The 21,485-nt window shown below is 59.5% G+C and carries 21 protein-coding genes, 1 tRNA gene and 1 other RNA gene; 11 read left to right on the top strand and 12 right to left on the bottom strand.

The genetic code is table 11. The annotated features are described in order from the left end of the window. Window positions 1-73: 73 nt before the first annotated feature. Together nrdR and ribD are read left to right on the top strand one after the other, a co-directional pair. A complete protein-coding gene (nrdR, locus tag ACVBAU_RS13525; protein WP_005849229.1) occupies window positions 74-541 on the top strand; it encodes a transcriptional regulator NrdR in 468 nt (155 codons plus the stop codon). A gap of 2 nt (window positions 542-543) precedes the next feature. Then, entirely contained in the window at window positions 544-1,647 is a 1,104-nt protein-coding gene (ribD, locus tag ACVBAU_RS13520; RefSeq protein ID WP_448326767.1) for a bifunctional diaminohydroxyphosphoribosylaminopyrimidine deaminase/5-amino-6-(5-phosphoribosylamino)uracil reductase RibD, read from the top strand. A 54-nt stretch (window positions 1,648-1,701) separates the two neighbouring features. On the opposite strand, the gene ACVBAU_RS13515 is transcribed toward ribD, so the two are convergent. From ACVBAU_RS13515 to ACVBAU_RS13505, 3 genes are all read right to left on the bottom strand, one after another. Continuing rightward, a complete protein-coding gene (locus ACVBAU_RS13515) occupies window positions 1,702-3,738 on the bottom strand; it encodes a capsular polysaccharide biosynthesis protein (protein ID WP_448326766.1) in 2,037 nt (678 codons plus the stop codon). 9 nt (window positions 3,739-3,747) lie between these two features. Beyond that, the gene (locus ACVBAU_RS13510) at window positions 3,748-4,833 is read right to left on the bottom strand and encodes a polysaccharide biosynthesis/export family protein (protein WP_138925082.1); all 1,086 of its coding nucleotides are present in this window, start codon (window positions 4,831-4,833) and stop codon (window positions 3,748-3,750) included. Between the two features lie 167 nt (window positions 4,834-5,000). Next, window positions 5,001-6,293, bottom strand: a complete 1,293-nt coding sequence (locus tag ACVBAU_RS13505; protein WP_448326765.1) for a capsule biosynthesis protein — start codon at window positions 6,291-6,293, stop codon at window positions 5,001-5,003. Between the two features lie 135 nt (window positions 6,294-6,428). Between ACVBAU_RS13505 and ACVBAU_RS13500 the strand changes: the two genes are divergently transcribed. The 4 genes from ACVBAU_RS13500 to nusB all read left to right on the top strand — a co-directional run bounded on the left by ACVBAU_RS13500 (window position 6,429) and on the right by nusB (window position 9,447). Beyond that, window positions 6,429-7,016, top strand: coding sequence for a riboflavin synthase (locus tag ACVBAU_RS13500; protein ID WP_448326764.1), 588 nt, complete (start codon window positions 6,429-6,431; stop codon window positions 7,014-7,016). A gap of 276 nt (window positions 7,017-7,292) precedes the next feature. Continuing rightward, window positions 7,293-8,417 (top strand): 3,4-dihydroxy-2-butanone-4-phosphate synthase, encoded by a 1,125-nt coding sequence (ribB, locus tag ACVBAU_RS13495; protein WP_138922870.1) that lies wholly within the window; start codon window positions 7,293-7,295, stop codon window positions 8,415-8,417. Between the two features lie 5 nt (window positions 8,418-8,422). Further along, window positions 8,423-8,971 carry a 6,7-dimethyl-8-ribityllumazine synthase gene (locus tag ACVBAU_RS13490; RefSeq protein ID WP_335744298.1) on the top strand — a complete coding sequence of 183 codons (549 nt, stop codon included), beginning with the start codon at window positions 8,423-8,425 and terminating at the stop codon, window positions 8,969-8,971. Further along, on the top strand, window positions 8,968-9,447 hold the full coding sequence (nusB, locus tag ACVBAU_RS13485; protein ID WP_093732428.1) for a transcription antitermination factor NusB: 480 nt from the start codon (window positions 8,968-8,970) through the stop codon (window positions 9,445-9,447). The genes ACVBAU_RS13490 and nusB overlap by 4 nt, the downstream gene beginning before the upstream one ends. Window positions 9,448-9,510: 63 nt before the next feature. Here nusB and ssrS read toward each other — a convergent pair. From ssrS to ACVBAU_RS13470, 3 genes are all read right to left on the bottom strand, one after another. Beyond that, a non-coding RNA gene (gene ssrS, locus ACVBAU_RS13480) (6S RNA) lies at window positions 9,511-9,664 on the bottom strand. Between the two features lie 47 nt (window positions 9,665-9,711). Then, entirely contained in the window at window positions 9,712-10,467 is a 756-nt protein-coding gene (locus ACVBAU_RS13475; RefSeq protein ID WP_448326763.1) for a hypothetical protein, read from the bottom strand. Beyond that, window positions 10,464-11,801, bottom strand: coding sequence for a hypothetical protein (locus ACVBAU_RS13470; protein ID WP_448326762.1), 1,338 nt, complete (start codon window positions 11,799-11,801; stop codon window positions 10,464-10,466). The genes ACVBAU_RS13475 and ACVBAU_RS13470 overlap by 4 nt, the downstream gene beginning before the upstream one ends. Before the next feature lie 93 nt (window positions 11,802-11,894). Between ACVBAU_RS13470 and ACVBAU_RS13465 the strand changes: the two genes are divergently transcribed. Further along, a complete protein-coding gene (locus ACVBAU_RS13465) occupies window positions 11,895-12,362 on the top strand; it encodes an MmcB family DNA repair protein (protein ID WP_448326761.1) in 468 nt (155 codons plus the stop codon). A gap of 90 nt (window positions 12,363-12,452) precedes the next feature. Here ACVBAU_RS13465 and ACVBAU_RS13460 read toward each other — a convergent pair whose 3' ends face one another. Next, window positions 12,453-12,653, bottom strand: coding sequence for a DUF6324 family protein (locus ACVBAU_RS13460; protein WP_138922874.1), 201 nt, complete (start codon window positions 12,651-12,653; stop codon window positions 12,453-12,455). Window positions 12,654-12,801: 148 nt separating this feature from the next. Here ACVBAU_RS13460 and ACVBAU_RS13455 point away from each other — a divergent pair. Continuing rightward, window positions 12,802-12,878 (top strand) — tRNA-His (locus ACVBAU_RS13455). A 109-nt stretch (window positions 12,879-12,987) separates the two neighbouring features. Here the strand turns inward: ACVBAU_RS13455 and ACVBAU_RS13450 are convergent. Beyond that, on the bottom strand, window positions 12,988-13,272 hold the full coding sequence (locus ACVBAU_RS13450) for a DUF6476 family protein (RefSeq protein WP_138922875.1): 285 nt from the start codon (window positions 13,270-13,272) through the stop codon (window positions 12,988-12,990). Between ACVBAU_RS13450 and ACVBAU_RS13445 the strand changes: the two genes are divergently transcribed. The 3 genes from ACVBAU_RS13445 (at window position 13,271) to ACVBAU_RS13435 (ending at window position 15,814) form a co-directional block, all read left to right on the top strand. Beyond that, the gene (locus tag ACVBAU_RS13445) at window positions 13,271-14,305 is read left to right on the top strand and encodes an RluA family pseudouridine synthase (protein WP_448326760.1); all 1,035 of its coding nucleotides are present in this window, start codon (window positions 13,271-13,273) and stop codon (window positions 14,303-14,305) included. The two genes, ACVBAU_RS13450 and ACVBAU_RS13445, sit on opposite strands and share 2 nt — an antisense overlap. Window positions 14,306-14,471: 166 nt before the next feature. Next, the gene (gene rpoH / locus ACVBAU_RS13440; protein WP_138922877.1) at window positions 14,472-15,368 is read left to right on the top strand and encodes an RNA polymerase sigma factor RpoH; all 897 of its coding nucleotides are present in this window, start codon (window positions 14,472-14,474) and stop codon (window positions 15,366-15,368) included. A 176-nt stretch (window positions 15,369-15,544) separates the two neighbouring features. Next, complete coding sequence (locus tag ACVBAU_RS13435; RefSeq protein WP_138922878.1) at window positions 15,545-15,814, top strand: DksA/TraR family C4-type zinc finger protein; 270 nt, start codon at window positions 15,545-15,547, stop codon at window positions 15,812-15,814. Window positions 15,815-15,917: 103 nt separating this feature from the next. Here ACVBAU_RS13435 and ACVBAU_RS13430 read toward each other — a convergent pair whose 3' ends face one another. The 4 genes from ACVBAU_RS13430 to ACVBAU_RS13415 all read right to left on the bottom strand — a co-directional run bounded on the left by ACVBAU_RS13430 (window position 15,918) and on the right by ACVBAU_RS13415 (window position 21,485). After that, window positions 15,918-17,738, bottom strand: a complete 1,821-nt coding sequence (locus tag ACVBAU_RS13430; protein WP_448326759.1) for a M3 family oligoendopeptidase — start codon at window positions 17,736-17,738, stop codon at window positions 15,918-15,920. A 72-nt stretch (window positions 17,739-17,810) separates the two neighbouring features. Then, window positions 17,811-19,409 carry an ATP-dependent DNA ligase gene (locus ACVBAU_RS13425; protein ID WP_448326758.1) on the bottom strand — a complete coding sequence of 533 codons (1,599 nt, stop codon included), beginning with the start codon at window positions 19,407-19,409 and terminating at the stop codon, window positions 17,811-17,813. Beyond that, window positions 19,406-20,425, bottom strand: coding sequence for a ligase-associated DNA damage response exonuclease (locus ACVBAU_RS13420; protein WP_448326757.1), 1,020 nt, complete (start codon window positions 20,423-20,425; stop codon window positions 19,406-19,408). The genes ACVBAU_RS13425 and ACVBAU_RS13420 overlap by 4 nt, the downstream gene beginning before the upstream one ends. A gap of 115 nt (window positions 20,426-20,540) precedes the next feature. Then, window positions 20,541-21,485 carry an alpha/beta fold hydrolase gene (locus tag ACVBAU_RS13415; RefSeq protein WP_448326756.1) on the bottom strand — a complete coding sequence of 315 codons (945 nt, stop codon included), beginning with the start codon at window positions 21,483-21,485 and terminating at the stop codon, window positions 20,541-20,543.

Raw genomic sequence — 21,485 nt, 5'->3', positions numbered from 1 at the left:
TTGGCCCTATAGTTTTGGGGAGTGGGGTCGTTTAGACCCCTATTGAGCAGGTTTAAGATAAAGGGGACCGGCCATGCGCTGCCCGTTTTGCGGAAATATCGACACCCAAGTAAAAGACAGCCGCCCGGCCGAGGACCACGTATCAATCCGCCGCCGCCGTTTCTGTCCAGCCTGCGGGGGCCGGTTTACAACCTATGAACGGGTGCAGCTGCGCGATTTGGTGGTCGTTAAAACCTCTGGCAAGCGCGAGGATTTCGACCGCGACAAGCTGGAACGTTCCATCCGCATCTCCATGCAGAAACGCCCGATTGATCCTGAACGTATCGATCAGATGATCAGCGGCATTGTGCGCCGTCTTGAAAGCATGGGCGAAACAGATGTCGGGTCGAAACAGATCGGTGAGATCGTGATGGAGGCCTTGGCCCGCATCGATACCGTCGCCTATGTGCGGTTTGCCAGCGTCTATAAGAACTTTCAGGCGGCAGACGACTTCGATAAGTTTGTCCAGGAACTACGCCCAGACACCCCTGCGGACGAATAACCATGTCTGACGACGTGCGCTTTATGGCGCTGGCCCTATCCTTGGGCCGGCGCGGGCAGGGGGCTGTCTGGCCCAATCCGGCCGTGGGCTGCGTCATCGTGCAACAGGATCGCATCGTCGGACGGGGGTGGACCCAGCCGGGCGGGAGACCTCACGCTGAACCCGAAGCCCTGCGTCAAGCGGGGCCGGCGGCCAAGGGCGCGACGGCCTATGTCACGCTCGAACCCTGCGCCCATACCGGCAAGACCCCGCCCTGCGCCGATGCCCTTGTGGCAGCAAAGGTCGCGCGCGTTGTGATTGCCTGCACAGACAGCGACCCGCGCGTCAGCGGCAAGGGCATCGCCATCTTGCAGGCGGCGGGCATCGCGGTTGACGTCGGTATGCTCGCGCATGAAGCCCGAACCGATCACATGGGTTTTTTCCTGCGTATTGATGCAGGCCGTCCGATGGTATCGCTTAAACTCGCCAGCAGCTTTGATGGTCGTATCGCCACCGCGACAGGTGAAAGCCAGTGGATTACAGCCCCGCCCGCACGCCGTGCGGTACATGCGATGCGGAGCCGGCATGACGCGGTCATGGTGGGCGGCGGCACGGCGCGACAGGATGATCCCAGCCTGACCGTGCGCGACCTCGGCGTCACCCGACAGCCAACTCGGATCGTTGTGTCCAATGGCCTGGACATACCCCTTAGCGGCACATTGGCGAAAACTGCAGGCGATATTCCGTTGATCCTTTGCCACGGCTCCAAAGCGCCGATAGAGCTGATCGAGGCCTGGAAAAGCCTAGGCGCAACGTTGATCGCCTGTGCTAGCAGGATGGGCCAGATCGATGCCGAGGATTTGCTCCAGCAACTCGGTCAGCACGGTCTGACACGCATCTTTTGCGAAGGCGGCGGTGGGCTCGCCGCAACGCTGTTGCAGGCTGGTTTGGTGGATCAGTTGATCGGGTTCACAGCAGGGCTCACGCTCGGGTCTGACGGGCTGCCGGCCATCGCGGCGCTACAGCTGCGACACCTTGCACAAGCCCCGCGGTTCACCCTGACGGAAACGGCGCGCATCGGCCCCGACCTCCTCCACATCTGGGCCCGCGCCGACGCGCCGGCCTAGACCGCTTCCAAATGGTTCAAAATCCCGGGGGTGCGGGGGCTGGCCCCCGTAGCGCTACCCGCGCCGCCACAGATGCGCCTTTGTGGCAAATACCCCTTGCAGCTTGGCCAGCAGACGGTTCGTCACCCCGCGCCGAGGCACGTCGCCCGCTGCCAGCCGCTCTACCACGACCTCGACGGGGCAGGCTGTGCCGGTGCGCGGATCAAAATAGCGCGGATAATCAATGAGCGCTGCATGCACCAACCCCTCGAGGGGGACATCGGCCCCCCGTCGGGTGGGGATCGCGCCACGGTCCTCGGTCAGGCCCCACCCGGCATAGAAAGGGGCCCCGAGGGTCACCACCTTGATGCCGCGCAACAGCGCCTCGAACCCCAGCAGGGACGTCATGGTCCAGATCTCATCCACCTGCGCCAGCAAGGCCACGGGATCAGCGTGGGTCAATACGCGGTCGGCCAGCCCTTCGGCATCGATGGCACCGGGACGCAGACCGGCCTCTACGTCGGGGTGGGGCTTATACAGGATCACCGCGTCAGGATGTTCCGCACGTGCGCAGGTGAGCAGCGCCAAATTCGTCGCCACGTCACCCGTGCCGGTCAGGATAGAGGCATCGTTCTCGACCTGTCCGGGCACCAGAATGCGCCGTCCGGCGGGCAGGTCGTCGGGCGTGATATCGCCGCCAAGGTTGTACTTGCTGAGCCCCGCGTCGCGCAGCGCAGCGATCAGCCGCACGGCGCGGCGGGACTGGTCAGGGCGCAATTTGGCGCGGGCAGCGATGTGATTTTCCAACCGGCTGGCGGTACGGGGGTCATAGTAGATACCCAAGTCGTCACAGACCAGCGACAGCGGTGGCACCAGATCCGCCCCCAAGCCCCGTGACCGCAAGAACCCGTCCTCTACGCGGACCGCACCGGCGTGATCCTTTGTCGCTTTGGAGGCCCAGACCATCCATGGCTTGCCCGCCGCACGCGCCGCGTCGGGATCGTTTCGATAGGTGACAGGCGACCAGCGGCCAAAGAAACGCTGGAGCGGCTGGCGTTTCCACAACCTCATATCCGAGGCGACCCAGCCGCGATGATCTTCGCGCCAAGCGCGGGTCTGCGCTGCCATCGCTTCTATTGCGGTTTCAATGTCACACAGGCAATCGCGGTGCGGATCATACCACTTGGGATACAGGATCATCGCCCCCGCAAACAGCTGCGCACGGGTCAGCACCCGTTGGCGGCGCTGAACGGGAAATTCGTCCTCGGTCAGGCCCCAGCCTGCATAGAAGGGTTGCCCGAACACCCGTGGTTTGTGGCCGGCGAAAATCGCCTCGAACCCCATTTGGGAGGAGACAGTATAAACGCGCACGGCCCCTTCGAACAGCGCCCAAGGGCTGATCGGGGCGGTCAGCAGGGTGATGCGGTCATTGGCGTCTTGGGGGCCAAAGTGGCCAGAGCGAAAGCCCGCCGCGGTTTCGGGGTGGGTCTTGATGATGATCCGCGCGCCGGGGTTTTCCTGCTGTGCAAAGACAAGCATTTCAAGAAACCGCGACCGGTCCGCCCCCGACGCCGCGACTGAGGCGTCGCCAAGAGTTTGGTCGATCACCAGCACATACCCCGGATCGGGGGCGGGGTGGGTTGGATCAAAGCCGCTGTATTTGGTCAGATGCGCTTCGGTTATCCGGTGGATGGCACCGCGGGCGCGGTCGAGCAAAGCTGTATCATCGAGCGGGTGCGTGGTCAGGATGTCTTCGAGGTCAGAGGGCTGTTTAGGGTCAAAATGCAACCCTTTATGGTCTACCAGTAACCCCAGTGGCGGCTCGCCCGCCCGGCCGGGAAACAGCGACCGGAGCAATGCGTCTTCGACGCGCACCACAGGCAGATCACGCTTTGCGGCCACGGCCAGCCCACGGTGAGCTGTGCCCGCGTTGCCCCAAACCGCAACTTTATCACCCGCGCGCGGCAGCCCCAGATGCAGGCTATAGCCCGACAGCTGCAAAATGCGCCGTACCCTGCGGTTGGTGATGAACCCGCCATTAAACACAAAAAGCCGCCGGTCCTTTGCAGGGCCGGCGGCGGGGGTATCATATGTTTCAGGCCCTAAAGCCATCTTTGCAGATCAGTTGCTCGACGCGAGCGACGAGAGGCTGTTGACCGAACTGGCCGACCCCGTGATCGAAGAGATGACTTTGCTCCATTGTGTGAAGGGCGCTTCGGTGACGTAGAGCGTGTCGCCGTCGCGGATCACAAAGTCACGTGCCATGAACATGCCGTTGGGCTTGGTCAGGTCCAGAACATAAATCATGCGCTGTGCGCCTTGCAGATCGTCGCGGCCCAAGACCTGAGCCACGACAGGTTCGGGTTCGTTGCGGAAGACGAAGACACCCGTCGGGTCTGCGGTGCCTGCGTTCAGGCCGCCGACTTGGGCGATGCCTTCAAGGGCCGACATGTTCTTGGTTTCAAAGGGGACTTTTTGTTGTGTACCTGTGGCACCAAGCGCCACAAAGGACCGCGTGTCTTCCTCGATCAGGATGCGGTCACCGCCGCGCAGTGCAATGTCGAGCTCGGGGTGGTTGTACAGGTCTTCCAGCCAGATTTTGCCCTTTTGGTTGCCCCGCAGTACCGTCACCTGAGCGATTTGCGGCGTGATCGTCACTCCGCCGGCACGTGCCAGCATGGTGGCAAGGGTGCGGGTCGGGCGTTCAATGGCATAAACGCCCTGCGCGCCAACAGACCCCACAAGCGACACGGTCGCCCCGTCACCGGCCAGACGGCGCACCTGTACCTGCGGGTCCGGAGTCTGCTCTGACAGTTTGTTGGTGATGATACGGCGGATCGCTTCGGGAGAGTTGCCAGCGGCCTTGATCCGACCCGCGTAGGGCACGAAGATAAAGCCAGAGCCGTCAACCTGCACTTCTTCCAGCACGGTGGCGTTTGTGCCCTGTGCCGCTAGCAAGCCGTCGTCGACGTTTTCCCAGATTGTCAGCCCAAGCGTATCACCCGGATTAATCGTGTCCGACCCAAGCTGGCCTGCGTGAATAAACCCCGAATTAAATCCAAGCGCCGGTGCGACAGCCGTTGCACGGGTCACACGGTCATTAACGGCAACGACAAAAGCGTCACCTTGCTTTTGGACCGATCCTGCAAAGATTTGACGTTTGTTCGGACCAACCTGCGGAAGACCACACGAAGATACCACGGCCATAGCCGCCAATAATGCGATGGGACGCGCCCACCGGAAGGGTACGGATTTCACTGCCCGGTCTCCTCGACCTATTCTTACTCTGCCTCGAAATCGCCGATTATTTCGACGTAATTATCATTGGCTTAGCGCAGTTTGGATCGAAAAGCTACTGTCGCGGCAAAAATCTGTCAGGTGACGGCTCGCAACTGTTGCCGTGGTGCCGCGGTCCCCAGTTCCAACGCGTCATAAGGGTCTTCGGGGGCGAGCATCATATCAACGACCTGACGCAGAAGCTGGGTACGCGCGCGCGCGGCGTAAAACCCGCCAGGCACCTGCGAGGTTTCTAGCAAATACCGGCGATAGTCCTTGTAGGCCTTGTTGTCCGGGCGGGATGCGGCGGCAAAGAAATCGGTCAAGGGCTGGTTGGATACGAATTCGGGCTTTGCATAGACGGCGCTGCCAAATACCTTGAGAGGTATGCCACGCCAGAGCACCTGTTGCCCCGCGGTCGAGTTCACGGTGATCGCTGTGCGCGCATCATTAAGCAGCTGTGCTAGCTTGCCGCCCCGCACGAAATGCACGCGGTCCGCAACGCCCAGATCATGCGCTACGCGCTTCACCACGCGGCGCAACGGTGCGCGGCCGTCTTCCAGCGGATGGGCTTTAACGACAAGATGGTGGTGGCGTGGTGCGCCTTTGGCAAATCCCTCGAGCACGACGGTCAGAAAATCGGTCATCGTCTCGAACGGGGAATGTTCCTGAAACGAGCTGTCATGTTCCAGTTGCAAAAGCGCCAGATGATAAGGAAACCCGCCAAGCCGGATGCGCAGCGTCGCGAGCAGCCGATCCAGTGCCAGCGCGGGCATCAACAGCAACCGTTTGAGGTAAAGCTGGAACTCCTTGATCACTGGCAAGCTGCGGTGCGGGCGGAAGTTGCGATACGCGCCGTTTCGAAACAGCACAAACCAGTGATACAGCGCCCCGTAAAAAACATGTTGGCGCATATCGCCCCAGTGGCCGGGGGGGAGGGGGGCCTCCATGTCCGAATTGGCCAGCGCGAGCTGCATCTGTTCGATCGACATCTCCATCAACCGAGAATTGCCGTTCGATCCGCCGCGCTCATAGGTGACCCAATAGGGGCGCATATAACCTTCTTCAAAGACATGCACGGTGAGCCCCTGCGCCTTGGCTTCGGCCACGGCTTGGGCGTGGATCGGACGGGTGTCGCCGTATAACACGATATCTGTGACACCTTTGTCGGCGAGCAGCGCAACAAAGGTGTCTTTCCACGTGTCAGCCGTACCGCGAAACGGAATATAGCTGCGCGGGTGGAACCAGAAGGCCCGATCGCCTGCGTTGAACCCCACACGCCAGACCTGCGCACCCGCCAGACGAAGCATCTTGCCCAGTCGGTTGAAGAAGGGGCCATGCGGCCCTTGCAGGAAGAGGAAGACCCGGTCACGGGGGGCTGCGGCGTTCATGGTTAGCTTTCAGTTTACCTTGTTCATCACACAAACAAACACCTGATACCGGCGAAAATGTGGCGTGTCTGTGGACTTGTCATGCTGATGGCAGAGGTCTACTTCGGTAGCGATCACTATAGAAGAGGCACGCGCATGTTTACAGGTATTATCACAGACATCGGAAAGATCACCAAGCTCGAACAGCAAGGGGATCTGCGTGCACGGATTGAAACGGGCTATGACACCAGCGGTATAGACATGGGCGCGTCGATCGCGAGCGACGGCGTCTGTCTGACGGTCGTCGATCTGGGGCCCGACTGGTACGAGGTGCAGATCAGCGCTGAAACCGTGGACAAGACCAATCTGGGCGCATGGGAGGTCGGGCGGCGGCTAAATCTTGAACGCGCGCTCAAGGTCGGTGACGAATTGGGCGGGCATATTGTGTCGGGCCATGTTGACGGCGTCGCCGAGGTGGTGGCGCTGCACGACGAGGGCGACAGCACCCGTGTGACCCTGCGCGCGCCCGAAGATCTTGCTCGGTTCATTGCGCCCAAAGGATCGGTCGCGCTGAATGGCACATCGCTGACCGTGAACGAGGTCGACGGCTGTGATTTTGGGATCAACTTCATCCCCCACACCAAAGAGGTCACGACCTGGGGCGATGTCGCCGTGAGGGACCGGATCAACCTCGAGATCGACACATTGGCCCGCTATGTGGCGCGGTTGGCGGAGATGTCCTGATTGCCGCTGTTCTGCTTGCACGCCCCAGAGGCAAGCGAATCCCTTTGCCCGGCAGGAGACCAAACCGCGCTGTGTAGCTGATAGGGCTGTGCGTGCAGGGCAGGGGCTCTGGCGAGGCGGGTTGCTCTTACAGGGGTGAACTCAGGGCACAGTGCCGGCTGATGGTGCGGATTTGAGTTTATTTGGCAAAATGAAGCGCGGGCGGGGGCTGCCCCGCTCTGGCAAAGGCGCGTGGGGTGGGGTATGTGCCTTGGCAACAAAGAGTGAGGTGAGCCCATGCAATTTGAAACGCCCGGACCTGTCGAGGCTGAATTGGCGAATACCATCGCGCCCATCGAAGAGATCATCGAAGAAGCCCGTCAGGGGCGTATGTTCGTGCTGGTCGATCACGAGGACCGCGAGAACGAAGGCGATCTGGTGATCCCTGCGCAGTTTGCGGACGCTGATGCGATCAACTTTATGGCCACACATGGGCGCGGGTTGATCTGCCTGCCAATGACTGAAGAACGCGTCAATACTTTGGGTCTGCCAATGATGGCGGTGAATAACTCTGCCCGCCACGAGACGGCTTTTACCGTGTCGATCGAGGCGCGTGAGGGCGTGACCACCGGAATCTCGGCTGCGGATCGGGCGCTGACCGTCAAAGTCGCCATCGACGAAGACAAAGCCGCCGTTGATATCGCCACACCGGGGCATGTGTTTCCGTTGCGGGCACGCGACGGCGGGGTCTTGGTGCGGGCCGGACATACCGAGGCGGCTGTCGATATCTCGCGTCTGGCGGGTCTGCATCCGTCGGGCGTAATTTGCGAGATTATGAAAGAAGATGGCACAATGGCGCGCCTGCCTGATCTCGTCGCCTTCTGCCAGCAACACAATATGAAGATCGGGACGATCAGCGATCTGATCGCCTATCGCCACAAACATGATAACCTGCTGGTTGAACGTGACAGCCGGATTGTGACCTCCGCTTATGGCGGCGACTGGAAGATGCAGATTTTCACCGACGAGATCAGCGGCACCGATCACGTTGCGCTGTCAAAGGGTGATATCACCACGGATGAGCCTGTTCTGGTTCGGACCCACGCGATCAATGCGCTTGAAGATATCTTGGGCCTTGGCCCAAGCCCCGCTGACGAATTGCCCCGTGCAATGCAGATTATCGCTGACGAAGGCCGCGGTGCGGTATTGCTGTTCCGCGACCCCGATCCGCGTTTGCGTTTCGAAGACGAAGAGGACGACCGTCCCCGTACCGTCAAACGGACCGGTCTGGGGTCGCAGATCATGGCGAGCCTTGGCCTGCACAAGCTGATCTTGCTGACCGACAACCCCGATACCCGTTATCTGGGGCTGGACGCATATGACCTTAGCATCGTGGGCACGCGCCCGATCACGCAGGAGTAAGTGCAATGGCTGCTGGAAATCACACCACGCTGACGACCCCGAGATTCGAGACGCCTGTTAAGGTTTTGATCGTCATTTCGCCCTATTACTCGGATATCGCCGAAGGGCTGATGAAAGGGGCCAAAGCTGAACTTGAGGCTGCAGGGGCAGAGTGGGACGTGGTGGAAATGCCCGGCGCGCTTGAGATACCGACTGCCATCGGCATCTCTGACCGCAAGAGCAATTTTGACGGTTATGTTGCCCTCGGCTGCGTGATCCGTGGCGAGACGACGCATTACGAGACCGTGTGCAACGACAGCAGCCGCGCGTTGCAGTTGATGGGTTTGCAGGGCATCTGCATCGGCAACGGTATCCTGACGGTCGAAAACCATGAACAGGCCGCCGTGCGCGCCGATCCTGATGGGCAAAACAAGGGCGGTGGCGCTGCAGCTGCGGCCTTGCATCTGATCGCGCTGAGCCGTAAGTGGGGCGACATTCGTAAAGATATCGGTTTCAAGCCCCGCTCGGATGAATTTCTGATGGCGGGCAACAATGACGGACCCAAGACAGCATGACATCCTCCGCCGGCCTTTCGGGCAATCAAAAACGCAAGATGAAATCAGCTTCGCGGCTTTATGCCGTGCAGGCCTTGTTCCAGATGGAACATTCCTCGCAGAGCTTTGACACAGTACGCAAAGAGTTCCTCGAGCACCGCTTTGGCGCGACCTATGACGGTCAGGAAATGATTGACGGCGACATTCGGCATTTTGCGGAATTGCTTGAGACAGCCGTGAACTATCAGGCGGCGATTGACCAGATGACGGACCGTGCCTTGGTTGCCAAATGGGCCATCGCGCGCATTGACCCTACTTTGCGTGCGCTCTTTCGCGCCGCCGGCGCAGAGCTGCGCGAGCAGGAAACCCCGCCCAAGGTTGTGATCAATGAATATGTCGACGTGGCCCGCGCCTTCTTTGAGGGCGGCGACGAGCCAAAGTTCGTGAACGCCGTTCTGGATCACATGGCCCGAGAGGCACGCCCCGAAGCATTCTGATCTGGTCGCACCGTCTGACCGGTGCGAACCGGCAGCCTGCGACGTTTAACTGTAAGAAAGTGTGACGGGACCACCGCTGCCGTTCTGTTGTATATTCCCGAGGACCTGTATGTACAGGTGGGCGCCAGATAAACGAACCAGGGCTCGAACAGAGCCAGCTCCCTCGGATTTGCTTAAGGCCACTGGAATGTAACTTTTACAAACAGGGCAGAACCCGTCACCCCCGTTAAGTAGGCGCGACGATGGCTTGCGACAAGGGGTATCTTAGCTTGCGTCGGCGTTTTCCACAAAGCGATAGCGGGTCAGCTCTTCGGGCAGCAGCAGATAGATCTCATCGGGGGGGGTAACCAATGCGTGCTGCATGACCAACGGGTCGATTCCCATCTGATCTAGATAGGTCATGACCTCTCCCTGTCCGCGCTGGATGTCTTCGACGGCCACAAAGGCGGGCAGCAGGGTGCTTTCGCCGAAAAAGTGTTGATGCACCCCGACAGAGGCATCGTCTGGCACATCGCGGCGGGTGCCGGCCGCCAACATATACGGGCAAGCGGAATAGCAGATATCGCCGCTGCGCAGTGCCGTTGTCAGATCGGTATCGCGAATATAACGCCCCAGACGCAGCGCATCGCTGACCGACCCACCGGGGGAATTCAGGATAACCCCGTCGGGTTGGGGCTCGAGCGCGGTGATCTGTTTTTCGATCCGTTCGGCATCGCCCGCCATAATGCCGCCTTCCAGCAACACCCGCGCCCCACCTTCGACGACCGTGAGGGTCAGACGCTTGGGCAGGGGAGTGTCAGGCATGGGACGGGCGCGGTCGGGCTGAAAGCGGCGGGTCTGGTCGCCAGGGCGTGTCGGCTCTGTCAGACTTGGTGCGCGGGGGGAGAAGCCGGGCAAACGTAACCCGTCGCCAAGATCGCCCCAGAACAACATACCGGCCAGTCCAAGCTGAAGCATCAGGACGCCGCCAAGGACTCGGGCGGCGGGTGGACGTTTTGGAGAGTCGCGCAGCGGTTTCATGTGGTCTTGGACGGCGTCGACGTGACCGTGGTGTCCGCTGCGATATCTGGCGTTAGAGTGGCATCGCGCGCATTGGCATCCGGCGTGGGGGTGTCCACCATTGACACACCCTTCATCGCCGCATCCATGTCACGCATTGCTAGCACGGCGGCCCGCAGTTCTGCCAACGTCAGCGTTTCTTCGATGGCGGCACCCTCGCGGCCTTCGCGAATCGCTCCTTGGGTGATCGCAAGGATAAACACCAATACCGCTGGCAGTAGATCAATCGCGATGGCACCGGCCCAGGACGGGATAAAGTTACGCGCATATTTGATAACGGCATCCGCGCTGGAAATCGGCGTGTAGGTCGTCTCTGTCGGTGGGGCCATGGCAAGCACGTCCTGGGCTGCGCGTTCTAGCGTAGCTGCACGTTGAGCCAGCACCTCTAGCACGGCGGTGATGGTAGAGGCCTGATTGCCGCGGACTTCGACGCTGCTGCCGTCCAGTTCGGGCAGAACGACCGAGGCTGACAAATCCTGCGCGGCACGTTCGACAAGCGGGGCTACAGACAGTTGGCGCAACCGCGTGATCAGCCCCGCAAGGCGTACGGCCTGTTCCGAAAACTCAACCGATCGCGCTTCAACCGGTCCGGGTTCGACAGTAAGGGCACGCATCCGGCTTAGGATCTGGTTGCCCTCGACAAAGGCGTCGCTCACCAGTGGCGTCTGGGTGGCGATCTGGGCCTCCAGCCCCGACAGCTCTGCCGATTTCTGGCGCAGCACGCGAAACACAGCGCCCCGACCGGCCAGCCCTGACAGCCCGCCGGTGGCCTCTTGTTCGCTTAGATCCTCGAAACTTTGCCGCACGCGGGCCACATCCCGCTCGAGACCTTGGGCCGAGAGGGTGATTTCATGTGCGCGCTCCAGCGACCCTTGGTAATCCTGTACGGTCTCGGCCAGATGTTGTTCCACCGCAGCTGAGCCAGCAAGAGCAGCCGCGTTCAGCCAGCTCGACATGGCGATAATGGCCACGGCCCCCAACGACATCGCCCCCAGCAGACCAACCCGTGCCCGGACGCTGCGCACCGCTGGAAACAAGCGCATCATATAGGACCAGAATACAAAAATGCCGACGGACACTGCCGCAGAATATGCGATCGCTGCAAATGCTGACATCGCGCCGTTGTCATCCAGCAAAGAGGACACCCCAAGATAGGTGTAGATGCCCGATGCCACAGCCAACACCCCAAGCGCTGTGCCCGAAAACGTGTCAAGCCAGCCCAGATGTGCCTCAAGCTCGCGGGCGTAGCGAATGCCACGCTGCTGATGTGTCGAATTTTCGCCGTCGCGCGCCATATAGCCACCCTGTTTTCTTTTAAACTAGATAGGTTGCAGACTGACGATTACCAAGCGCTTGCTTGATGTTCATGAATTGTTCATATTGCGGGCATGACCCAAACCAACCTGATGACCGCCCCATCCTTGCAACCCGGACAGCTCATCGCCCGTGGCGTGACGCGCCAGCTTTCGGCGCTTGGCTTTGCCAGCGTTGAAGAACTGGTGCCGACACGGGGGCTGCGCGTGGATGTTATGGCACTTGGGCCCAAAGGGGAAATCTGGATCGTAGAATGTAAATCCAGCCGCGCCGATTTCATGTCGGACAGCAAATGGGACGGCTATCTGGAATGGTCAGACAGGTTTTTTTGGGCTGTGGATGCCGATTTCGACATTGACCTTTTACCCGATGATACCGGTCTGTTCATCGGCGACAGCTACGGTGCAGAGCTGGTGCGCATGGGCCCTGAAAATCGACTTGCGGCGGCGCGCCGTAAGAAAATGACGCATCTCTTTGCCACGCACGCCGCACGGCGGTTGCATTTGTTGCGCGACCCCCATGCGATGCCGCAATGGGGATAGCGCGTTCTAGCGTTCCAAATGGAAAATATCCCCGGGGAACCGCGCCCAAGCGCGGTGGGGGCTGGCCCCCGCCGGAAGGTGAAGCTTAGCTTAGCGCTTGCTTTTGGCTGCCTTGCCCGCGCGATGCGCTGCGGCCATGATCTCTTCTGCGATTTCGACGGCTTCATCCGGGGTGAAATCCATCGGAATTTCAATCCCGCCTTCTGCTTCGATGAACAGCCGTACCATGCCCTTATCGGTCGGACCGATCTGCAGGTTGGCTTCAATGTCGCGTTCTGTGTCAATGCCCATGAGGTTTCTCCGAAACTGTGTCAGATCCCGTACCGCGCGACGATGCAAATGGCAAGTTTCTGCGTTTTCTGCTATGGGCGGACAATTCTGATTTTGCGGCACTTAGGGGCTTGCATTCCTTTTTCATGGGCGCTAGATCGACCGCAGTGCCGCCTTAGCTCAGTTGGTTAGAGCGCCTGATTGTGGATCAGGAGGTCCCTGGTTCGAGACCAGGAGGTGGTACCACTACCCCCCCCCAAAAAAAAAATAATCCCATATCGCCTTTGGCACGCGTGTCAGCTTATTTGCTGAGCCTGACGCTCTGATGCATTGCGGTTTCCTAGTAGTTCGGAGATTATTTAATCTTCACGCTTTGACGCAATTCGCCAGTCATTCTGTCAAAGATCAGAATCACATCGTCTTTCGTCACAACGGCATACCAGTCGGGACCTTGGGTGAATGTCACTGCTTTTGCGCCATCGGGCAGGGTAACAGACGTCGGTAAATCGGGGCTCTTGTTCGAGAAGCGGATGACAAGTAGCCCGATCACGATTAGAAGGCCGAAAATCATTGTGGCGGTAAGTACCGTCACCAGCCGCCGCAGGAATTTGATGTTCGGAGGCTCGGAAGGATCAGTCATGTCGCACCGTCAAATTAAGTTTACCATCACGGACAACCCGCCACCCCGCCTTGATAAGGCGCTTGCGCGGGATGTTCCAGAGGATGCGAACCTGTCGCGCACACGGCTTGGCCGTTTGCTTGAGCAAGGTGCCGTGCGGGTGAATGGGCAGGTCGTAACCGATCCGCGCAGCCGCGCCGACGAAGGCCAAGAAATTACCGTGGATGTGGAAGAGGCCGAAGACAGCCATATCCTTGCCGAAGAGATCCCGTTAAGTGTGGTCTTCGAGGATGCCGACCTGATTGTGATCAACAAGCCCGCTGGCATGGTTGTGCACCCCGCACCGGGCAGCCCCTCCGGCACGCTGGTCAATGCGCTGCTGGCCCATTGCGGTGATGATCTTTCTGGGGTGGGGGGCATGAAGCGCCCCGGCATTGTGCACCGGATCGACAAGGACACCTCTGGCCTATTGGTCGTCGCCAAATCCGACGCGGCGCACCACGGGCTGGCCAAACAGTTTGAAAAACACACGGTTGAGCGCTACTATCAAGCGTTGGTCTACGGCGTTCCCGATGCCAACGACCCTCGCCTGCGCGGCGTGAAGGGGACCAGTTTTGAGCCCGGCAATATCCTTAAGCTCACGACGCAGTTGGCCCGTCACCGCACCGACCGGCAACGGCAGGCGGTGTTTTTCCAAGGTGGGCGTCACGCCGTTACCCGCGCACGCACCGTGGCCCGCCTTGGATCACCTGAGGTATTAGCGTTAATGGAGTGTTGGCTAGAGACGGGGCGCACGCACCAAATCCGGGTTCATATGGCCCATGCCGGTCATGCGCTGGTGGGTGATCCGACCTATGGCGGCAAACGCAAGCTGGCCAAAGGCGCGGTTTCTGACTCTGCAGCCGATGCCATCCGCAGCTTTCCTCGACAAGCGCTGCACGCGGCTGTTCTGGGGTTCGATCACCCCGTAACAGGGGACTACGTTCGGTTCGAAGCCCCGCTGCCGGCTGACCTGACCAACCTGCTAGCGGCCGTGGGCTACAGCACAACCTGATGCACAGTTGTGTGAACGACCTGTAGCATAACGGTAATTTAAGGTTTTTTGGGCCCAATACGCCCTTTCACGCGTTAGGCTGTACACTTGAAACAGAGCGGGGCGCTCTCCATATCTATGTTAATCCAAATAACATGGGCCCCGGAAATTGGGGAAAGGGACAAAGATGGCTAATTATGCAAATCTGCCAGCACCAACACCGGAAGGCGGATTAAACCGCTACATGCAGGAAATCCGCAAGTTTCCCCTGTTGGAACCAGAAGAAGAATACATGCTCGCCAAACGCTGGGTGGAAGAGCAAGATACCAAAGCTGCACACCGTATGGTCACCTCACACCTAAGGCTCGCGGCGAAAATCGCCATGGGGTATCGCGGCTACGGCCTGCCTCAGGCCGAAGTGATTTCAGAAGCGAACGTCGGTTTAATGCAGGCTGTTAAACGGTTTGACCCTGAAAAGGGCTTCCGTCTTGCGACCTATGCGATGTGGTGGATCCGTGCATCTATTCAGGAATACATCCTGCGCTCGTGGTCTTTGGTCAAACTGGGCACCACGTCGGGTCAAAAGAAATTGTTCTTTAACCTGCGTAAGGCCAAGAACCGCATTGGCGCGTTGGAGGAGGGTGATTTGCACCCTGACAACGTCACCCGCATTGCCACTGACCTCGGCGTGACCGAGACCGAAGTGATCTCTATGAACCGGCGTATGTCCGGCGGTGACGCGTCGTTGAATGCCACGGTCGGGTCCGAAGGTGAAGGGACGATGCAGTGGCAGGACTGGTTGGAGGATGAAGATGCTGACCAGGCCACCGATTACGAAGAACGTGACGAGCTGGAAACCCGCCGTGAAATGCTGGCCGAGGCGCTGGATGTTTTGAATGACCGCGAAAAGGACATTCTGACCCAACGGCGTCTGTCCGACAAGACGGTCACGCTGGAAGACCTGAGTGGCCAGTATGACGTCAGCCGCGAGCGTATCCGCCAGATCGAGGTGCGCGCATTTGAAAAGTTGCAAAAACGTATGCGTGACCTTGCCCGCGAAAAAGGTCTCATGGCGACAGCTTGATCCGTAATACACGTGATTTGTCGATCCCCGCAAAGCGTTCGCTTTGCGGGGATTTTTTGTTTATTCATCGCCGTTCCCTCCCGTGTCAAAAGCCCGTAACCGTGGCATTCGCTATCGGGGGTTGCACCGTTTCCCCGCTGACCTACCTATAAGAGGTAATCTAGAAGGGGATGATCATGGCCGGAGGTTGGGCAAAAGACGGTGCTGTCAGCGAACAGATCGAAGCGTCGATCAATGACGAGCTGGCCCGCCTGAAATCAAGAAAATCACACCAAGGCGAAAGCCGCACCCATTGTGCCGAATGCGAAGAACCAATCCCCGAGGCGCGCCGCCAAGCGCTACCGGGCGTCAAGCTCTGCATTGATTGTGTGCGCGAACGCGACGGAATTGCGCAAGCACGTGGCGGCATCAACCGGCGCGGCAGCAAGGACAGCCAACTGAAGTAAGCCATGAAAAAACGGGACGCTGTATCTGCACCGCCCCGTTCCGCTTTCCAGATGGTCTTAAATCCTCGCCGAAGGCACTAAACTCTTGTGCCGGTCCGTTGGATCAGTCCTCCATTGCTTCCAATTCATCGATAAAGCCCGAAATCATCGACAGGCCCTTATCCCAGAACGCGGGGTCAGAGGCGTCCAACCCGAAGGGGGCCAGAAGCTCCTTGTGATGCTTCGACCCACCGGCTTTCAACATGTCGAAATACTTGTCCTCGAACCCGGGCTCGCCTTCTTCATACACAGCATAAAGCGCGTTCACCAAGCCGTCGCCAAAGGCGTAGGCATAGACGTAGAAGGGCGAGTGCACGAAGTGGGGGATATATGCCCAGAAAGTTTCATAGCCGTCCATATACTCGAACACCGGCCCAAGGCTTTCGGCCTGAACCGACATCCACAGGGCATTGATGTCATCTGGCGTCAGCTCTCCGCCACGACGGGCGTCATGCAGTTTGCATTCGAAATCATAGAACGCAATCTGGCGCACGACCGTGTTGATCATGTCTTCGACTTTGCCGGCCAGCAGTATTTTGCGTTCTGCGTTGGTTTTAGCTCCGTCCAGCATCTTGCGGAAGGTCAGCATTTCGCCGAACACCGACGCCGTTTCAGCCAAGGTCAGCGGCGTGGAGGATAACATTTCACCCTGACCGGCGGCCAACACTTGGTGAACTCCGTGACCCAGTTCGTGTGCCAGTGTCATCACGTCGCGAGGTTTGCCCAGATAGTTGAGCATCACATAAGGGTGCACATCAGTCACGGTGGGGTGCGCGAAAGCACCGGGCGCCTTACCCGGTTTCACGCCCGCATCGATCCAACCATCAGAGAAGAAGGGGGCCGCGATTTCGCCCATACGGGGATCAAACGCGTTGTAGGCATCCATGACCGTCTTTTCAGCTTGCTCCCAGCTGACGGTTTTAGGGTCGTCCATCGGCAGCGGCGCGTTGCGGTCCCAGACCTGCATGGTGTCAAGCCCAAGCCACTTGCGCTTTAGCTCGTAGTAACGGTGGCTGAGCTTGGGGTAGGCGTTGACGACGGCATTGCGCAGCGCTTCGACCACCTCGGGTTCGACGTGGTTCGACAGGTGGCGACCGGTTTGCGGTGTGGGCATGCCACGCCAGCGGTCGATGACCTCTTTCTCTTTGGCTTGCGTGTTATGCACGCGGGCAAAGGTGCGGATATTGGCCTGAAACACATCCGCCAGTTCGCGCGCCGCCGCTTCGCGTAGGTCACGCGATGGGTCGGTCAGCAGGTTCAGCACGCCTTCGATGTTCAGCGGTTCGTCGTTTACCTCGAACTCAAGCCCGGCGATGGTTTCGTCGAACAACCGTTCCCACGCGTCGCCGACGACGCCCAGATCATGGAGGAATTTCTCCATCTCGTCCGAAAGCTGGTAATCTTTCATGGCGCGGATACGGTCAAACACGGGTTTATAACGGGCAAGATCGGCCTTTTGGCTCAGCAGGTTGGCAAGGTGATCGTCTTGCAGCCGGTTCAGTTCCAACGTGAAAAACACCAGCGGTGTGGTGAAGTTGGTGATCTTCTCCTGCGCGTCCGACATGAACTTGGCACGGCCGGAATCTGTGGTCATCTGGTAGTAGCGCAGGCCGGCATAGGACATGATACGCCCGGCGATCTGGTTGATTTTCTCGTTGCGCAGCACGCAATCCAGCAGTTCGTTCGCATCCAAATCCGCCAGCTTGCCTTCGTAATCTTCGGCAAAACTGCGGCAGCCTTCTTCCAGCCAGTCCAGATCACGCTTGAGCTCGGGGGCGTCTTCACCGGTGTAAAGATCGTCAAGATTCCATTCGGGCAGCTTGCCGAAGGCAGAGGCCCCGGAACCGGCGTTGGCATCAAGGACGGGGACGGGCAGTTGAAACATGAGAAACCTCTTTTTGACGTTAATTCTACCTAAGCACGGGTCTGCGGCAAAGCAAGGCGATGGCAGGGTGGATCAACCGTAAATCCGCAGCATTTCTTCAAGATCGGCCAAGGTGTTGGCCTCTTGAAGCGGCTTATCCTGCCGCCACCGCAGCATCCGTGGAAAGCGCAGGGCGACGCCGGATTTATGCCGTGTGCTGCGCTGGATACCCTCGAACGCGATTTCGAACACGTGGTGCGGCGTGACTTTGCGCACAGGGCCAAACCGCTCGAGGGTATTCTTGCGGACCCAAGCCGTGATCTTGCGAAACTCGGCATCCGTCAGGCCGCTATAGGCTTTGGTAAAGGGCACCAGATCATTGCCATTCCAGACCGCAAAGGTGAAGTCTGTGAACAGGTTGGCGCGTCGGCCAGACCCCGACTGGGCATAGATCATCACTGCGTCGATGGTCAGCGGGTCCAGCTTCCATTTCCACCAATCGCCCTTCTTGCGCCCCGCCAGATAGGGGCTATCCGCACGCTTCAGCATGACCCCTTCGGCTTGGGCATCGCGTGCAGTGCCGCGTTGATCGGCCAGCGCATCCCATGTGGCAAAGCTCAGCTGCGGCGACAGGCGGATCGGTGCGTCGTCGGGCAAGGCGGCGCAGGCTTGTTCAAGCAGCGCACGACGGTCGGCAAAGGGGCGTTCTCGGATATCCTCGCCTTGCCATTCCAGCAGATCATAGGCGTGCAGCACGACGGGGGCTTCGGCCAGTAGCTTCTTCGGCACGGTCTTGCGCCCGATACGGGCTTGCAGTGCGTTGAAGGATGACGGTGCAGGCTGACCATTGGGCCAGACGAGCAATTCGCCATCCAGAACCGTGCCATCGGGCATGAAATCCACCGCGCGGGCAAGTTCCGGAAAACGGTCAGTCATCAGCTCTTCGCCGCGCGACCACACGAAATATTCGCCGTCGCGCAGGATCAATTGGCCGCGGATACCGTCCCACTTCCATTCTGCGCGCCAGTCTTGCGGATCACCCAGCTCTTGCGGCTCGGCTTCCAGCCCGTAGGCCAGATAGAAGGGATAGGGCCGTGACGCGTCGGCAGAGGCATCTTCGGCCTCGACCAGCGTGTGCCAGGTTGTGTCGTCGGGATGCCAGTTCCCCATGAGCCGATGCGCCAGCTCGGGTTCGGGTTTGTCTGTGGCGCGGGCAAGGGCGCGGGTCATCAGCTTTTGGCTGACGCCCACACGAAAACCACCGGTGATGAGCTTGTTAAAGATAAAGCGTTCGGTTCCGCCCAGGATTGTCCATGCGTCCAGCACAAAGGCTTTGCGCGCCTCTTCGTCCTGCATGTAAATTTCGCGCAGGGCCGCGATCCAGGTAGATAGAGATTGGTCGTCTTGCGTCGGGTTGGGGGGCAGCACCAGCGTGATCGTCTCGGCCAGATCGCCGACGATGCTATAGCTTTCCTCGAACAACCACAGTGGAATCCCCGCACGTTCAGCGGCCCATTCGCGCAGCTTGGTTGTAGTGACGGCGCGTTTGGGGCGGCGGCCGGAAAACAGCGCAATGGTCCATAGGCGGTCATCATCCGGCGCGGCGCTAAAGTAATCGGCAAGAGCGGCCACTTTGACCGTCGTCTTGGTGCTTTGGTCGATGGCGTTGAACAGGGCAGCAAAACGTTTCATTCGTTCGCGTCCTTATCAAGGGACTCGCCTTCGAACTGGGTAGGCACCACCTGCGCCTGCCAGCCACTGTCCGCCAGATAGCGGCTGAAGACATCCGTATAACCGTGTGTGACATATATATTTTCTGCCTCGGTCGCCTTGATCGCCGACAGCAGCCCATCCCAGTCCGCATGGTCCGAGATGATAAAACCGCGATCGCCCGCACGGCGTCGACGTACACCCCGCACGGCCATCCATCCGCTGGCGAAAGCGGTCTCCTGCGGGCCGAACTTCTTGGACCATGCACTGCCCAAGGCACCGGGTGGGGCCAGCACAATCGCGCCGGGGTGGTCCTTGGGGTTCAAACCCGCATCCGCGAGGATCGTGTCGGGCAGGGTGATCCCTTGATCGCGCAGCACGCGGTTGGTGTTTTCGGTTGCAGTATGGGTCAGGATAGGGCCGATTTCGGGGTCGAGCATCGACAACAGACGTTGCGCTTTGCCCAAGGCGTAGGCCCCCAGAAACGCCGTCTTGCCTTGCGCCGCGCATCCCGCCCACCAGGCGTTGATCTCTGCCGCGATGGTGGATTGATCGGCCCAGCGAAACACCGGCAGGCCAAAGGTGCTTTCGGTGATAAAATGATGACACTTGATCGGCACGAACGGATCAGACAGCCCGTCGTCTACAACCTTGTAGTCGCCCGAGGCAACCCAGACCTCGCCGTCTACTTCGACGCGGATCTGGGCGGAACCGGGGACGTGGCCCGCTGGATGAAACGACACCTGCGCACCGCCAATCTGCCGCACTTCGCCATACGCGATTGCGTCGGCGGTAATGTCGCCCAAGCGGTGCCGCATGACGGGCAGGGCGATGTCAGTGGCAAGGTAGCGGCTCATGCCCCAGCGGGCGTGATCTGAATGTCCGTGGGTAATTAACGCGCGGTCAACGGGGCGCCACGGGTCGATATAGAAATCACCCGAGGGGCAGTAGATGCCGTTTTCGTTGAACGTGAGGACAGGTTGCTTGGCCATGCGCATAAGCTAGCGGAGCGAAGCGGTTTGAACAGGGGGAACACAGAAATCTCGACAGATGTTCAATATATGTCGTTTGTTTTTAAATATTTACCGAGAGAGCTTAAAGTCAGGCACAACGCTATTTCTTGGCGGTGCCGAAGAATAGCGCTGCCATTTCCTCTATTGCGTTGTTGCGGGTGGCGGCGGTTTCCATCAAGACTTCGTGCTCTGCGCCGTCAATGATATGCAGCTTGCCGCCTTTCCAAGTCTCCATCCGCGCATGGATGCGATCCTTGTGGACGATACGCTCGTTCGACCCGAGGAACGTGGCGCAAGGCAGGCTAGGGGCAGCGCGCAGCGACAGATGTTTGGTTTCGGTCAAAGCTTCGCGCAGCCAGATAAAGCTGGGTCCGCCCAGCGATAGCTCGGGGTGCGCGTTGATCTGAGTGCGCATCATTTCGTACATCTCGGGGTCGGTCGTCAGCATGTTGCCTTCAAACGGCGCGGTCGAGACGTAGGACGCCGCCTGCGTTCCCATCGGCAAACGATACCCCTGACCAATACGCGGCATCAGCTGGCTTAGTCCCGCGGCGACAAGACGCATATGCGGTGCAATATGAATGCCCCACATCGGCGCGGTAAAGGCTGCGGCTTGCACCGACAGTCCCTCCATACAGGCGCGCAGACCGATGGCCCCACCCATGGAATGCGCTAGCAAGAAAAACGGGCGCGGCAGCTGCAAAGCGCGGGCGGTCCGCATCATCGCTGCCACATCTTTTTGATAATCAGAGAAAACATCGACGTGGCCGATATTACGGTCGGGGATCAGCCGATCCGACAGACCTTGCCCTCGCCAATCAATCGCAATGACCGCCAGCCCTTTTTTGGCAAGATCGCTTGCGGTCATCGCATATTTTTCCACGTATTCGGTGCGGCCGGGGAAAAGCAGCACTGTGCCCTTTGCCCCGTCCAGCGGCCAATGCGCGACGCGCAGCTTCTTACCGTCCGATGTCTCGGCCCAATGCGCCTGACCCGTCTCGGGGAGGGGCGCGATGTCGGTGAAAAAGGGCGCGGTTTCCAACAT

It is taken from the genome of Sulfitobacter sp. M13 (assembly GCF_053474885.1).
The sequence above is the reverse complement of the archived record's forward strand: the minus strand, read 5'-3'. Positions and strand labels throughout refer to the sequence as shown.